10 protein-coding genes are annotated in these 14,771 nt (G+C 46.3%); 3 read left to right on the forward strand and 7 right to left on the reverse strand.

Annotation, left to right across the window (positions count from 1 at the left end; all coding sequences use genetic code 11):
• Nucleotides 1-26 precede the first annotated feature (26 nt).
• From CTT30_RS16050 to CTT30_RS16065, 4 genes are all read right to left on the reverse strand, one after another.
• Entirely contained in the window at nucleotides 27-1,607 is a 1,581-nt protein-coding gene (locus CTT30_RS16050) for a S8 family peptidase (protein WP_252037100.1), read from the reverse strand.
• Between the two features lie 431 nt (nucleotides 1,608-2,038).
• Complete coding sequence (locus tag CTT30_RS16055; protein WP_252037101.1) at nucleotides 2,039-3,700, reverse strand: methyl-accepting chemotaxis protein; 1,662 nt, start codon at nucleotides 3,698-3,700, stop codon at nucleotides 2,039-2,041.
• Between the two features lie 233 nt (nucleotides 3,701-3,933).
• Nucleotides 3,934-4,320: a thiol-disulfide oxidoreductase DCC family protein gene (locus CTT30_RS16060; RefSeq protein WP_239835791.1), complete on the reverse strand. Its 387-nt coding sequence runs from the start codon at nucleotides 4,318-4,320 to the stop codon at nucleotides 3,934-3,936.
• A gap of 38 nt (nucleotides 4,321-4,358) precedes the next feature.
• Complete coding sequence (locus tag CTT30_RS16065) at nucleotides 4,359-5,144, reverse strand: DUF4344 domain-containing metallopeptidase (protein ID WP_252037102.1); 786 nt, start codon at nucleotides 5,142-5,144, stop codon at nucleotides 4,359-4,361.
• A 272-nt stretch (nucleotides 5,145-5,416) separates the two neighbouring features.
• Here CTT30_RS16065 and CTT30_RS16070 point away from each other — a divergent pair, with 272 nt between their 5' ends.
• The gene (locus CTT30_RS16070; protein ID WP_239835792.1) at nucleotides 5,417-5,773 is read left to right on the forward strand and encodes a YibL family ribosome-associated protein; all 357 of its coding nucleotides are present in this window, start codon (nucleotides 5,417-5,419) and stop codon (nucleotides 5,771-5,773) included.
• Nucleotides 5,774-5,825: 52 nt separating this feature from the next.
• On the opposite strand, the gene CTT30_RS16075 is transcribed toward CTT30_RS16070, so the two are convergent.
• Nucleotides 5,826-8,702 (reverse strand): alkaline phosphatase family protein, encoded by a 2,877-nt coding sequence (locus CTT30_RS16075; RefSeq protein WP_252037103.1) that lies wholly within the window; start codon nucleotides 8,700-8,702, stop codon nucleotides 5,826-5,828.
• A gap of 322 nt (nucleotides 8,703-9,024) precedes the next feature.
• On the opposite strand from CTT30_RS16075, the gene CTT30_RS16080 reads away from it, so the two are divergent.
• Together CTT30_RS16080 and CTT30_RS16085 are read left to right on the forward strand one after the other, a co-directional pair.
• The gene (locus CTT30_RS16080) at nucleotides 9,025-9,516 is read left to right on the forward strand and encodes a GNAT family N-acetyltransferase (RefSeq protein WP_239875009.1); all 492 of its coding nucleotides are present in this window, start codon (nucleotides 9,025-9,027) and stop codon (nucleotides 9,514-9,516) included.
• 15 nt (nucleotides 9,517-9,531) lie between these two features.
• Nucleotides 9,532-10,455 carry a LysR family transcriptional regulator gene (locus CTT30_RS16085; RefSeq protein WP_252037104.1) on the forward strand — a complete coding sequence of 308 codons (924 nt, stop codon included), beginning with the start codon at nucleotides 9,532-9,534 and terminating at the stop codon, nucleotides 10,453-10,455.
• A gap of 27 nt (nucleotides 10,456-10,482) precedes the next feature.
• Here CTT30_RS16085 and CTT30_RS16090 read toward each other — a convergent pair whose 3' ends face one another.
• A complete protein-coding gene (locus tag CTT30_RS16090) occupies nucleotides 10,483-11,820 on the reverse strand; it encodes an IS4 family transposase (protein WP_252040115.1) in 1,338 nt (445 codons plus the stop codon).
• 124 nt (nucleotides 11,821-11,944) lie between these two features.
• Nucleotides 11,945-14,653 carry an HTH-type transcriptional regulator MalT gene (gene malT, locus CTT30_RS16095; RefSeq protein ID WP_252037105.1) on the reverse strand — a complete coding sequence of 903 codons (2,709 nt, stop codon included), beginning with the start codon at nucleotides 14,651-14,653 and terminating at the stop codon, nucleotides 11,945-11,947.
• Nucleotides 14,654-14,771 lie beyond the last annotated feature (118 nt).

A 14,771-nucleotide genomic window follows, 5' to 3' on the forward strand; every position in this document is an offset into this window, starting at 1 on the left:
AGGCATTTATGTGTTGAGGTACTGAATTAGTAGTTAGCTTGGACACTGACGCCGCTAAAGCTAGTGTAGCCATTAAGCATCACGTAGTAGCGACCGTTTTGAGTGCTAGACACTGTACACGTCTCACTGTTGCCGTAGCGATATGGGCGGCAGTCCCAAGAGCTAGTCGTTGGTTTGGCGCCAAAGCGAACGTAGAGATCGGCATCACCTGTGCCACCGCTAGTGGTGACAGTCAATGTCTGACCGGCAGTCACGTCGATGTAGTAATGCTTCTGCTCACCGCGGCTACCGCTGATACCAGTCACTGGTGTGCCGTTAGTCAGTTCACCATCTGGAGAAGGCGTACCACAATCTGGTTCACAACCACTGTCAGTTTGGCTGTATAGCAGCTTATTCACGGTACCTTTAGTATCACTGACTTTGTTTACGCTCGCACGTTCGCTGATCAGTGTTGATACTTGAGCAGGTGACAGTGAGTTGTTTTCTTGTAGATACAGAGCTGCGACACCTGCTACGTGAGGCGTTGCCATGGATGTACCACTGATGGTGCGGTATCCGCCATCGTACCAAGCGGATTTAATGTTTGAACCCGGTGCAAATACGTCGACACAGCTCCCCCAGTTGGAGAAACTTGAACGACTATCGCTGTTGGTGGTTGAGCCTACAGTCACACCGCTAGGTTCGCGAGCCGGTGAGGAGTTACAAGCGTCAGCGTTGGAGTTACCTGCTGCGAGCATAAAGCTGATGCCTGATTGAACCGCGCTGGCAACTGCTTGATCAAGCGCGGTTGAGACACCACCACCCAAGCTCATGTTAGCGACCGATGGGCCAGAAGCGTTTGCCGCTACCCAATCCACACCGCCAATGACGCCTGAAGTCGTACCTGAGCCACTACAACTCAGTACGCGCACACCTACGATATTGACGTTTTTCGCCACACCGTATTGTGAACCACCAATCGTTCCCGCTACATGAGTACCGTGGCCATTACAGTCGGTGGCATCATTGTCATTGTCAACGAAGTCATAACCGGAACTCGCGCGGCCACCGAACTCGACGTGAGTGTTGGTCACACCGGTATCGATCACATAAGCGGTCACACCTGAACCATCGTAGTTGTAGGTGTAGCTGTTGCTGAGTGGCAAATCACGCTGATCGATTCGGTCTAACCCCCAAACTGGATTGGTTTGAGTGGCATTGGCAGAGACAACTGGGTCAAGTGAGATGACTTGGTCTTGCTCAATAAAATCAACTTGTTGATCAGCACGAAGGGCTTTCAATTGCTCAGCTGAAAGGGTTGCAACAAAACCGCTTAAAGAACGATCATAGACTTTATCGATCTTTAAAGCGTGTTGGCTGGCTAAACCAGAAACGGTTTGCTGAGTGAACTGTTGAAGTGCTTGGGCGTCATTGCTGAGCGTCATCGGCTGCTTGAGCACGACGATATATTGGTTTTTAATTGCGGTCTTTGCTGACGCTGTGACTAAAGGCGCGAGCATGTGGTTGTCTGATGTGATGGCTCCTCCCTCGTTTTGTTGTGCTAGCCCCGAGGTTGAGATCACTGTAAGAGTCGAGGCGATACAACAACTTAATAATTTCTTAAACATATTGTCTTCCTTTGAATTGTAAAAGAGAGTGTTGAACATGGCCTACTACAAACTACAAGCATGCAAAATGGGTTCTCATGGTTCGAAGAGAACCTGATTACAATTTTCAAACTATGCATTTATTCATGTTGTTGCATATTGTTGTTTTAGTTAATCTAGAAATCTGCGTGTGGTTTATAAAATTATTGAAATTGACTTATTACTATTTCTTGAATGGTGGGATAGGAGTCATAAATGAGAGCTTTTGCTCTATCAGGTGGGATCTACGTGCTAAGGCAATAGTGTTTTATTTTGCATAGATAAGGGTGAGCGCGTGGTAAGAGTGGGATTAGGGCGTAGGTAATTGGATGTTTTATGGTAGAAAGTGGTACAAAAAGAAAAAGCCAGCAGGATGGCCCTACTGACTTTGATAAAGCAATTAGTTTGTTGAGTTACACCTTAAATCGGTCTACCAATTCGTACAGTTCGTTGGCGCGTTGATTCAACTCTTGGCTGCCTGAGCGGTTTTCGTTGGCCAGTTCAGCCGATTGTGAGCTCTGGTCGGAAATCACCACTATGCGCTGTGAAATTTCCTGACCAACCAAGCTTTGCTCTTCGGTTGCGGTTGCGATCAAAGAGTTCATATCCATGATGGTTCCAATGGACTCCTGAATTTGAACCAGCGCTCGTGCCGCAGCGTTCGCTTCTTCAACGGTGCTTGCCCCTCTTTTCTGGCTTGACTCCATCGCTCTGACTGCGTCATCTGATGCCGCTTTCAATTGCTCAATCATTTGGTGGATCTCACCAGTACTATCTTGGGTACGACTGGCTAACTTACGCACTTCATCAGCGACGACGGCAAAGCCTCGACCTTGCTCACCAGCACGTGCGGCTTCAATTGCAGCATTGAGTGCCAACAGGTTGGTTTGCTCGGCAATATCTTGAATCACCTCAAGAGATGAGGAAATATTCTGTACATCGCCTTCAAGACGTGAAATGACACCATTCGCCTGAGACACTTCTTCGGCTAGGGCTTCAACAGATTGCGCGGCAGAGTTCACTATTCCCTGAGCTTCTTTCGCGTTGTCATCGGCCTCTTTAGCAGAGTGCGCCGCTTGGCTAGCATTGTTTGAGATTTCGGATGCCGTTGTCGTCATTTCAGTCATTGCGGTGGCGACTTGCTCGGTTTCTTCACGTTGGCCTGATGCTAACTCGTCCACTTTAGCGGCCCGGCTAGACATGTTGCTTGTTTCTGCAACGACTTGCTGACCGACATCACTCACGCTGCGAATGATGGTTTGTAAGCTGGCAACAAATGCATTGAAGTTGTTACTAAGCTGGGAAAACTCTGGTGCTTTGAAGTCTTCCATGCGGGCGGTGAGGTCAGCGTCTCCGCTGGCAAAAGAACTGATCGAAGCATCGAACAGTTCTAGTGGTTTCAGGATGGTTCGGTTCACGGCCACGGCGAAGGCGGCAACGATACCCGCGATCACGATACAGAACAAAATGATGGCAGAAAGGGTTTCCTGTAGCGCTTCCGTGGTCGCATTCTCCATTTCAGCCACAATGGCATCGATGTCGTCGGTATAGAAACCTGTACCTAGCATCAAATCCCATTCAGGAATAAATATAGAGTAACTCAGCTTAGGTAATGCTTCGGTTTCTCCCGGTTTAGGGAAGTAGTAAGTGGTGAACTGACCTGTTTTAGCGTTACGGATAAGATCTTGAATTAGGTAATTACCTTGTTTGTCCTGTAGGTTCCAGAAGCTATCACCAATACCTTTAGAACTTTGACCTTGTACTCTACGGATACCTTTAGAGTCATAACCAAATACATAGCCAGTTTTACCGTATTCTAATGTTTTTAGAGTCGGGTACGCTTCTTCTAAGCTGGCACCTCTGTCGAGAAAAGGTTGAACGGCAGATTTCGCCATTTGGAGATAGTTTCTCAGTTCCGCTTTCTTCATGTTCATCATGTTGGTGCGGGTAACTTCGATTTGCTGATCATTGAGCTCACTGGTTTTTACGTAAGTAAATCCAAGCATGCCTATTGCGATGACCAGTAAAGGAATAAGCGCCAAAATATATAGGCGACTTCTAATCGTTAGACTCATACAAACATCCTGTCTCTGAAAGGTCTTTGGCGTTTTTACATTGTCAGAGCTGCATCTGGCATGAAACGCCTGTTGTTATTAATTTGGGCTATACACGCTAAATCACTCTTATTAACAAGCAGAAGAAGCGTATTCGCCCAAACGTTTATTCTTTAAGACTAGCCAATTTATCGACGCAGGACTGTGAATCTTGATAGGTTAATTAGCGTTTAATGCTTGGTATTCGTTGTGTTTTATCTGAAACATTGACCGGAATCGCATTTCCGCTTTCCAGTCAGCAACTTAGAAATGGTGTATCGGTTGTCAGCAAATTTGATATAGCACCAATCAGCAACTGGACGGATGAGTCTCCAACGCAATGGTGCGTACAACCAGCCTTTGCCAACCAGTTTCCATGCACGATAAGTTACGTCTAAGCCAAGCAATAGCCTTCCATTATTATCCAGTGCGTGAAGAATTTTAGCCGCACGTTGAGCGTCAATATCTGGATAATGTAGAAAGTTGTCGGAGTGAATATCAACCAGCATCAAATGCTGCTGGTTGTCGTAGTGTGCAAGGCGTTCCATTTCTTTCACACACAGTGGGCAGGTACCATCGTAGAAAATCGTAAGTTGAGTCATAGGTTTATCCTTTTTCCATCTTCTACGTATACGCGACTTCATTGATCAGCCACAGGCTCTTTTAGATAAGTGTGCCAGTCATCGCTGAGCGACTGGTACTGGAAAACACAAAAATCTTTTCGATCAGCCAAGTAATCATTTTCTACTTCATCGAGCAAGTTGCTGTGCTTTTCAGGGTTACTGCCGTAAACCAAACATAAAGTTGAGAAGTAGCGTTGCAAGTCAAAACTGTGTTCATCGATGTATTCACCAAAGTCGTAGTAATCTGGCCTGTCATCGGACTCAAAAGCAAACATATCGGCAGCGCTGATAGCGGCTTCATCACCATCGTCTAAATATTCGATCATTAAAATCGCAGCAAAATTGTCTACGGCATCCTCTTCTTTACCGAGAATAGGAATGTTCTGATCGGCGACATAAGCGTGCCCGGCCTCATGGAGTAGAGTATGCAAAACCGTGTCCATCGCTCCAAATTTTGCCTCTTTGCCGTACTTTTCGTCGTACTTGTTCTTGATAAAGTAATTCAGCGCTTCCTGATAGAAGTGATAAGGCACATGCACCGTGTGCTGCTCTGGATCATAAAGTGGCCCATCTTTACTACCATATTGAATGGTTAACGTCTTGTTGAATGGAAACAGCGTATCTGACAGCTCTATTACGGTATCGTTGACTCCGCTTGCTTCAAGGTCTGCTTTCATTTGCCCTTCGGCTTGATTAGCGGGCGGCAGATATTGGATCTGAATGTTCTTCTTAGCGGCATATGTTGCCGGTGTGCTCGCTGTCGTCATCACAACAAGAGCCAGCGGGAAAAGATGTTTAAACATAGGCAAATTCAATCTATCTGTGTATTTAATATGCTAACTCAATATTGACATAAAAAACGTTACTTTGCGTTGAATCGCGCTTCGAAAGGAGACTTGTCGATGAAAATGATCGTTAAATGCAGTATTGAGGTATTTTACTCAAACTGATTCTGAGTGACTGCAGAAAGTCAGTAAAGATTACGACCAAAAACTCTCCTAACGACTAAAATTAGGGCAGCGAGTCAGCTTGTGCTACACTCGCCGCCCTTTTCTGTTTCAATGAGATCAATACCATGAGCACTAAGCAAGAACTTCAAAACCTTCACAATCGTCTGGACAAGTGTCAGCGTAAGCTGGATGCGGCGAAAGCTCGTGGTGATCAGGAAATGGTGACTAAGTTCACTGACGAAGCAGACAAGCTAAGCAAAAAAATTCACGTGATGAAAAGCAAACAAAAATATGACATGAACAAAGAGCGTAAGAGCTTGATTGACATGCCATTCTCACGCGCAATTACGAAAGAAGAACAAGCAGACATGGGCAAACTGAAAAGGTCAGTCAAAGGTCTAATCGTGGTTCATCCAATGACTAAACTGGGTAAAGAACTGAGACTCGAAGTCATGACAGGCTACGCACCGAAAAAATTCTGATTTTCAGGTAACAAAAAAGCGCCGTAAGGCGCTTTCCGTTATTGAAGGAGGCTTAGTGAATATCGAGTTTGCTAAGCAATGATGGATATCCCCAACCATTTTCTCCGGCTTTAACGTCATCTCCGGTCAGATATTGATACAGAGTCGGAGCCAGAGAGCCGTTCTCCTCACTACTCAGTGGCGTAGCTTGTTTGCCAATTGGAGTGCCCCAAAATCCGATAAAGGCGTCCTTCTCCAAATAGCTTTCGCCCGCATGGCGCCCCGGTACTTTGGTGTTGTAACCAATCCCTTCGCGAGGGAACAAATTCACTGTACCTGCTCGCGGTTCGGCGTAAAGCTTGGCGAGTTGTACCACTGAATCAGGCCGAGGCGTAAATTGGGTCAGCTCGCGCCATTGCTTTTCGTCACACCAGCTCTGTGGGTTGGTGATATCTGCACGATTGACACATTTAGCGACTAACTGAGCAAACGTCTCAAGCTGTGCCTGATCTGGCGAAGGCAGGTAAGGATTGAGTTTATTGACTTCCAGTAACGCCGTTTTTCTATTGGCTTTGTAAAAATAGCGCTCGCCTTGTTTGATAATGATTTCATCGATTCGTGTGCCGTCACGCTGAGCGACCAAACGTACCTGACACTCTATCTCATCGCAGGTTGATTCTCTGACGACTAAATAGTCGAGACTATCTGCCAGTTTTTCGATTGACTCGGCAATGATGTCCAACTTCTCTCCTTGCGGAGCATTCACGGGTGCCCAGTCGGTCAGCTCTGAATAGACTGGTTGTGTTTGCCAGCCCGATTGCGAATTAAACATATCCATCATGAAGTTACCGCCAGCGGTAGAGGCTACCACCACATCAACACCTTGGTTACTCGGATAATTTAATGCATTGGTGATCTTTGGTCCTTCGCCTTCATCAGATGAGATTTTCTTTATCACTAGAGGGTAGTCGAGTGATTCCGAAAGTGGCTCAAAGATCGCTTTCTCCGGATTTAAGGTGTAGTAGACCGGAGATAAACCATGGTCCCCCGCCATTCCCCACAGTGTCTGCTGATAAATGCCGGCGTTCTTGTACGCTTGTTCAATTTGACGTATCCAATAATCGAGGCGGTTGAGTTCACCTGTTGGCATAATGATTTCATCGCTAAAAGGGCCAACGAAGTGGGCAAAGTGATCCGGCCATGGATTGTATATCAGGGCGTAATCTGGCATCCCTTGTCCATCAAGTTCTGCATAAGTAGTGATGTCTTGTTCAATCTTCCATTTACGGGTCAACTTGGTGTAGAAGTCCCACAGCGGTATCTCTTGATAGCTTTGAATGTTATCGATGAGGGACTGACGCTGCTTCGTTAGCACGTTTTCTACTTCGGCTCTTTCATTCAGCTCTCTCAAACAACGTTTCTCACCAAAGTCACGCAGTGCTTCGCCTGCGCCAAGGTTAACCAGACCGTCGTAACTGGTGTGAGCATTCCAGTCATATTGGGCGTTACAGTTAAGCGTTTTCAAGTGAACCAGTCGGTCAAACATGGTCTGAACCTGATTGGCCTGCATTAAGCGATCAAGTTGAAGGGCATCATTACCAAAGAAGTAATAGGCTCTGTCTTCGTTTCGGTCGACAAAGTGGAAATTCGGGATTCCTGTTCCTTGTTCGCCAGAGACTTTTGCCCCTGTTTTGATGATAGGCAGGTTTCTTACGCTAATCGTCGGTGTGGAAGAGATACCTACCCGAGCAATGGAGTCGGTATGATTTTGGTAAAGTCGCTTGAAGAACGGTAAGTAATATGGGTCACGATACGTTTGTTCTGATAGAACCTTAAGAAAACGCATGGATTGAACGTGCTCTGGGCTGCTTGTTGCGACAGGGCTGCCGAGCTCAGTACTCTTGGTATGTTGCTGGTAAGCGTGGGAAAGGAAAGGCTTATCTGGATCAACCAACCCTTCGATTAACCCTTGTTGCAACCCGTCGACCGTTATCTGAACAGCAAAGCGGCGGTTCTGCTGTGACTCGAGAAACTCAATTGCTTGTTGAGGGTGATCATCAAACGCGTTTTGTAGCCAGTCATTGAGGCGTTCTTGTCTCTCATCCTGATAGACAAACTGACGATAGGCTTTCAGCACATTGAGACGCACAAAATCAATTAAGGTAATGGTTAACGCTTGTGCTTTGTTATTCGGTTCGCTGGCTCTGTCGGCTGCACCATCGGCTACAATGCCGAGTATGGCTTGTTTCATGTCGCCTTCTTCCATCCCTGAAGCGGCTTGTTGCATGATGCCAACCACGATTGGTTGAATCTTGGCGACCAATGCCAAATCTTCTGGTGACTTGGTTAGATATGTGTACTGGTCAGGGAGGCGTTCCATGTCTTGCCATTCACCAATCTGAACCAAAGCGTCATATACGGTCACCATGGCTGCCATAAACTGACCATTAATTTGGATACCTTCTTGGTGAGCTTGATCCTTGGCGTGTTGCTTAGGCTCTTTTTTGACCTTCTCTTCTAGAGCAAAGAGCGAGTGCTCAAAGCCTTTCAGAGCTTGTTTGTCATACACAGTTTGCAGGTAGGCTTTAAATTCATCGTCACTACTGATTCCTGTGTAGCGATCGTAGAACTGATAAAGAAAATAGCCGAGAGGAATGGAATAAGTCGGATCAGCGATCTGTGCCATGACTCGACCTTTCGTTCTTGCATCAAGTGGCAATGTCAGTAGGTAGGTTTCTAGAGTCAGTCCGCCAATGGTAAACAGAGTCGTATCACGAGCAAAGCGCGTCGAGTAGGACAATGAAGAGGTGATTTGATTTTTCAGTACTTCTGTTGAGTTAAATAGCCCACCGATCACTGGGGTATCACCGATATCGGCGTAAGCCGAGCTCATAGGGGTAAGGGCTGCCACAATTGCAGCAGGAAGAAGCCGTTTTCTCAACCAAGCCATTGTTTATATCTCATTCATTATACTGATGATTTTCATTCTGGCAGGCTTATGGGAGAGTGCAAGAATAGGCTGACCAAAGCTTTGAGTTTATAGCGTCAGAATGTGACTTGGTTCCAGTTGTCGTAGCTGTCAGGTATTTAATCCTAGTGAGAAAATGTAATTCAGATGAATTTACAATGTAAACCCTAAGGGATGAGAAGGGAGTACTAAACTTTAAATGATGACTTTTTATCATGATTAGTATGACTTAAAGTGATTTTAATTCATTCTTGATTGGCTTTACCTTAGCAGCTGTCCAAGATGATATTGAAGAGAGATGACTATGAGCCAAGAAAACCTTCGTATAGTGCCTATCACAGCGCAACACGACGCAGCGATCTGCCAGATAATCAAGCAGGTCGGCAAAGAGTATGGTGCTGTGGGAGAAGGGTTTGGGCCGTCTGATGCTGAGGTCGACAATATGAGTCAGCATTATCACGAGCAGAACCGTAGCTTGTACTTGGTTGCGCTCTTAGACGACAAGGTGGTTGGCGGTTGTGGTGTTGCGCCTTTTGGGCAAAATGAGCAAACGTGTGAATTGAAGAAGCTCTTTTTACTTAAAGAGAGTAGAGGGCTTGGCTTGGGAAAAACCTTGTCGTTGGCCTGTTTAGACTTTGCTAAGCAACAGGGTTTTGAACGTTGTTATCTGGACACTTTGTCCAATATGTCTGCGGCAGTGCGACTCTACGAAAGCTTGGGATTTGAACACCTCACTGCGCCTCTTGAGGGGACTTTGCACAACGGCTGTGATGTATGGATGCTTAAGTCATTGTGATTCTAAGAAGGTGATATGAATAACTACAAACTGCTACGCCCATTGTTGGTGCTGCTCCAAACTCGTAGCTTGACCGAGGCTGCACTGCAGCTCAACGTCACTCAGTCAGCGATGAGCCGAACCTTGAGTCAGATAAGAACGGCCTTTGATGACCCGATTTTGATTCGGGAAGGCAAACAGTTTGTAGTCAGTGCCAGAGGCCAGCAGTTACTCGCTCAACTGCCTGAGTTGATTGGGTCATTGGATGAGCTTTATGCAGTGGAAGCATTTTTGCCTCATGCTTGTCAAAGAGAGTTCAGACTGGCCTACACGGCATTTTTGTCTGAATCGAGTGTGCCTCTGGTGTCTGCTGAACTGCTTAGATTGGCCCCAAACGCAGGGGTAAATGGAGAGCTGTGGCAAGATCAGCATGTTAGCGTTCTCGGTGACAGCCCGATTGATGTACTGGCGACCACACTCGACTACTTTCCTGAGAATATCTACGGCAAAAAATTGCTTGAAGATGAATATGTAGTACTGATGTCTGGTAATCATTCATTGGCTGACGCTAGCCTTGAAATGGATGATTATTTTAGTGCTTCCCATGTGATGGTGCATGGTATGCGAGAGATGCGTCAGTATGTGGGCGAGCAGTTTGAACATCGCAAGGTTCAGCGTAAGGTGATCGCCAGGGTGCCATCGTTCACTGCGGCAATGGAATTAGTCAGTCAGAGTGACGCACTGGTTACCGCGCCTTTGCATTTGGCGGGCTATTTTTCTAATCGGTTTGACTACGTTGTAAAACCATTGCCCTTTGATTTGCCCAAGCATAGCTACTATCTGCTGTGGCACAGTCGGCATCAAAAAGATCCTGCCCATCGATGGTTTCGGGAGCAGAGCTTTGCAGCATTACAGCGGCATTTGAAGCTGATGCATGCTTCTGGCGTTGAACAGATGTAAAAAAGCCCTGATAGTCAGCAACGTAGTTCACTTAAGAGGAGCTGCGTAGCGATTAACAGGGTATCGGGTCTTTGATATTTTTACCGCCCTAGGCCGATTTGGCTTAGGGCGTTTGTCTATAAAGAGGATAGATAAATCTCCTCGAAGGCTCTTTAAGCGTTTCGGCGTGTTACCTAAAGACACCGCTTTACTCATCATTTTGAGCTGGCTGGCTATAAACTGGCAAGCGTACTTAAAGCTGATTTCATTAGGTAAGCGTCCGTGTTCAACGGCAGCTTGACTAGCCTCTCGTCTCACCAAGTTATAACCAAGTAATAACCCCCACAGCTCTTGATAGACGAGTTCGACTGTTTTGCTTCTCAACACTAAAGCGTTGTGTTGCATTGAGCTCTTGATGTCACGGTAACCTAATTCGATTTCCCATCTTTCATGATAAAGCTCTGCCACAGATTGAGCGTCATACTGCTCTCTAGGAAGCGAGGTAAACACCGTTTTGGATTTACCTTGAACCTCATAACTGACGGCTCTGACTGTCCATTTTTCTGGAAGACGAGGATTCTTTTTACGAGCTTGCGGTGAGACCTTCATCTCCACAAGCATGTCACTGCTTTCTTTATCATCCAGTAGAGTATATTTGACTCCTTTCCTTGCAGGGAGAAGCCAGTGTCTATTTATTCCACTGTTTTGCAGAGAAAGGAGTAAATCTGCACCATAAAAACCTTTATCCAGTAACGTCACTGAGTTGTCTGGTAGAGCGTTGATGAAAGGCATCGCTAGAGGAATTTCACCTCGGCGATACGGGCTTATCGCCGCATCAACGATGACATGAGAGCGAACATTCATCATAGTCACAACTCTCAATACTGGATGAGGTGTTTGTCTGTTGCTAGACGTATTTCCAGAGCCAAAATGTTCCCTCAATTCTGGTGTGTCAGCCGTTCTAAAAAGAGCGCCATCGACAGCAAAAACTTGTAAGCCTTGCCATGCATCATCAGGGTATCGCTCAAGTCCCCACGTTTTCCCACATTGCTTAAACAGCCATTCGGGTGCTGCTTTGCCTAAGCGTTGTCTTGCTTGGGTTAAGGCGCTCTTTGCCAATAGCTCTTCATCAGCCAAACCGTCAGCACAGACATTCATTCTTCGAGCGACTTCGGCAATGGGTTCATTGCGGAAAAAAGCCATACCCACAATCAGCCACAACACCATATCGCTCGGTAATCGGCGTCGACGGATAGTCGCTTTATCGGACAGTGAGGCTGCTTTAGCTACCCACGCATCGGGAATGTGTTCAGAAAAGGTGGTGAGTTGGGCAACATCAACAGGGTTTTCTTCAAGGAAGTCGGCAAAGAAGTGTTGAATAGACATAAAAAATCGGAAACCTATAAACAGATTTCCGATTGTCTCTCATCAGAAGGATCGGTCAACCGATCCTTATCTGATCTACATTGCCTGATAGTCAGGGCTTTTTGCTGAGATTGAGGGCCTAGTATCAGTAACCCATTAATTGCAGGAGGTTTTCTGCTGTTTTTATCGCCTCTTTTCGATTCGCGATATTGAGTTTCTGGTACAGGTTACGAATATGAGTTTTGATTGTGGTGCCCGCTACATCCAACTCTTGAGCAATTTGCTCGTTACTAAAGCCAGAATAGATCAGGCCAAGTACCTGCCATTCACGTTGAGTTAGTGGGCTGGTGCGAACCAACTCTGGAATATTCGGATGGTTAACCAGCTTCTCAACAAATTCTTCATCAAAGTGAACCGAGCGGCTACGTTGAGTCGTCGATATGTCCTTAAGCAACTGCTGAGCGCGGTGGCGTTCAAGGTCACCCAACTCATTTTTGTTGACCAGTTTTTCGAGAATATGACCGATCTTGCCGCCTTCAACGAGGAAGTTACCCAAAATCCCTGTTTGATTTGTCAGTTCCAGTGCTTGTTTGAGCAGTAACTTGGCGCGCTCTTCATCTTGCTGTGTGGTCGCCAGTACCGCTTCAACAATCAGGTTGCGGTTATTGTCGGTGACCAGACTGTTGTGATTCGCTTGTTCTTGAAGGAATTTAAGCGTTTCAGCCGCTTGATCAAACATACCCAGATTGATTTGTGCACGGGAGATGTTGCGCCACTGGAGTTGAGTAAAATGGTTACACGCTTTTTCTGGGCGAGGTGTGGTTTCTAGCCAATGTTGAATGGCTTCCATATCGCCTCGCGCCTGCCAGAACAGAATCAGAGACAACGAAGCGTTCGCCGTCCAGTCAACATGGTAGGTGGACTGCTTCAGCAGGTGAACAATTTGCTCAATGAACTTGTTGGCTTTGTCTAACTCACCACGCCCAATAGCGATTCGCGCCAGCATAGAGTAGCTATGTAAGTGCTTACTTGGACTGTGATTACCCAGTACATCTAAGCCTTTATATGCGCATTCCTCGGCTTCGTCGAGACGATTCCAACACCAGAAAATCTGTGCACGAATACGTAGCAGGAACTCATGCATTGGAACTTGCTGCAGTTGCTGCTCCTCGATTAGCTTGAAGGCGTTTTCCTGTACTTCAAAGGCAGCCTGTACATAGCCCTGAGCAATGAGAATTTCACTTTGCTGAAGCATTGCCCATAACGCTTGATGGTAAACCTGATACTGGCGAGCCAGCTTTTCGGTTTGCTGCATCATAGGCAGTGCGCGACTCAGATGGCCTAACACGTGGTTCACTTCACCAACAACGGATGTTGCGACAATGCGACTGCGATACACTGTGCTGTCGAGCTGTCCAAGAGACAGTTCAGCCAGCTCCAGTGCCTTTTCTGGTTCGTTCTGGTTAATCGCGACCTGAGCACGTAAGGCGTTAAACTCTCCCTGCTCTTTGGTGCTTAATGTGACGTTGAAGGCTTTCATTTGCTCATCCGCTTTGGATAGCAGGTCACCAACATCGTTATACCTGTGCTGACTTTGCGCTAACCAGGCCTGCAACATGCACAATTTCGGTTCACTATAGAGTTGTTCAGGGGCGAGGGTGTTAATCGCTTTTTCTACAGTTTGAAGCTCGCCGCTGTTGAACATTTTCCAGCCATATTGGCTCAAGATGTCGGCAGTTAATTGGCGGTTTCCTGCTTTTTGAGCATGACGAAGTGCTTGGTGAGGAGAAGAAAGCTTTAACCATGCTTGAGCCGCAGTCTGATGCAGTTCTTGCTCTTGCTGAGGTATACGAGCAGAGCGCTCGTGAGCGAGAAATTCAGCAAACAAGTTGTGGAAGCGATACCAGTTTTGTTCGCCTTCAAGTGGGTGGATAAATAAGCCGTAGCGGTTGAGTGACTCAATCATGCTAAGAGCGTCATCACGTTTGGTCAAAGTCGATACCAGAGCATCATTAAAGTGATCAAGTACAGAACATTGCAGTAGAAATAAACGTGTTTCTGTATCCAAGAGATCGAACACTTCTTCAACCAGATAGTCCCACAGGTGAGCGTGATTAAATTGAGAAAAGGATTCAGCAGACTGAGCTAAGGTTTTGTGTTGATGCTGCGCCTGCAATGCGATTAATTGTAGCGCTGACGGCCAGCCTTCTACATAATTTCGTAAATTGTCGGCAGTCGCGTCGTCAATGCCATCAGCCACTCGTTGATTAAAAAAGCGAGTGGTTTCTTCGGTATCAAATGCCAAAAGGTCATCGCCAATCTCGATCATGAGGTCGCGAACACGCAGGTTTGCAGTCCCTAACGGTGGTGTTGCGCGACTGGTGACGACCAGCGTCAGATTATCCGGCATGTGCTTGAGGAAAAAACGGATCGCTTCATGGATGTCATCATTAGAGATAAGGTGGTAATCATCCAAGACCAGATAGCACTCTTGGTGAAAATTGGCGATTTCAGCGAACACTTCACTAAATAGTGAGTGAAGAGAAGAAAACTGGCGCTTTTCAGCCAGTTTCTGAGAATTCGGACAAGCGTTGTGCGTGGCCTTGTTCAATGCTTGGATCAGATAGTTGATAAAGCGGAATGAGTCGTTGTCACTCTCATCTATACTGTACCAGCCCGTGTTGGTTTTGTCGGCTAACCACTGTGATGCCATGGTTGTTTTGCCATACCCTGCGGGCGAACGGAAAAGAATGAGTTTATAACAGGGGGCTTGCTGTAATAAATCGAGAACTCTTGGGCGGACAATTGCGTTGTGTAAACGCCCTGGACGGGTTAATTTCGAAGGAATCCACATCTTCTTTTCCCTGTTCTGAAATACTCACAAATACCAATCTTTATTCGGAGTATGTTGATTAAAACTTAGTCAATCAGACCTAATGACAGGGATGTTACTTGAGAACAATAGCGACAGT

This window comes from Vibrio coralliilyticus (assembly GCF_024449095.1).
GTDB classification, from domain to species: domain Bacteria; phylum Pseudomonadota; class Gammaproteobacteria; order Enterobacterales; family Vibrionaceae; genus Vibrio; species Vibrio coralliilyticus_A.

What these genes read in the sequence shown, in the direction of transcription:
- CTT30_RS16050 (WP_252037100.1), bottom strand. Translation starts at nt 1,607, where the DNA reads ATGTTTAAGAAATTATTAAGTTGTTGTATCGCCTCGACTCTTACAGTG.
- CTT30_RS16055 (WP_252037101.1), bottom strand. Translation starts at nt 3,700, where the DNA reads ATGAGTCTAACGATTAGAAGTCGCCTATATATTTTGGCGCTTATTCCT.
- CTT30_RS16060 (WP_239835791.1), bottom strand. Translation starts at nt 4,320, where the DNA reads ATGACTCAACTTACGATTTTCTACGATGGTACCTGCCCACTGTGTGTG.
- CTT30_RS16065 (WP_252037102.1), bottom strand. Translation starts at nt 5,144, where the DNA reads ATGTTTAAACATCTTTTCCCGCTGGCTCTTGTTGTGATGACGACAGCG.
- CTT30_RS16070 (WP_239835792.1), top strand. Translation starts at nt 5,417, where the DNA reads ATGAGCACTAAGCAAGAACTTCAAAACCTTCACAATCGTCTGGACAAG.
- CTT30_RS16075 (WP_252037103.1), bottom strand. Translation starts at nt 8,702, where the DNA reads ATGGCTTGGTTGAGAAAACGGCTTCTTCCTGCTGCAATTGTGGCAGCC.
- CTT30_RS16080 (WP_239875009.1), top strand. Translation starts at nt 9,025, where the DNA reads ATGAGCCAAGAAAACCTTCGTATAGTGCCTATCACAGCGCAACACGAC.
- CTT30_RS16085 (WP_252037104.1), top strand. Translation starts at nt 9,532, where the DNA reads ATGAATAACTACAAACTGCTACGCCCATTGTTGGTGCTGCTCCAAACT.
- CTT30_RS16090 (WP_252040115.1), bottom strand. Translation starts at nt 11,820, where the DNA reads ATGTCTATTCAACACTTCTTTGCCGACTTCCTTGAAGAAAACCCTGTT.
- malT (WP_252037105.1), bottom strand. Translation starts at nt 14,653, where the DNA reads ATGTGGATTCCTTCGAAATTAACCCGTCCAGGGCGTTTACACAACGCA.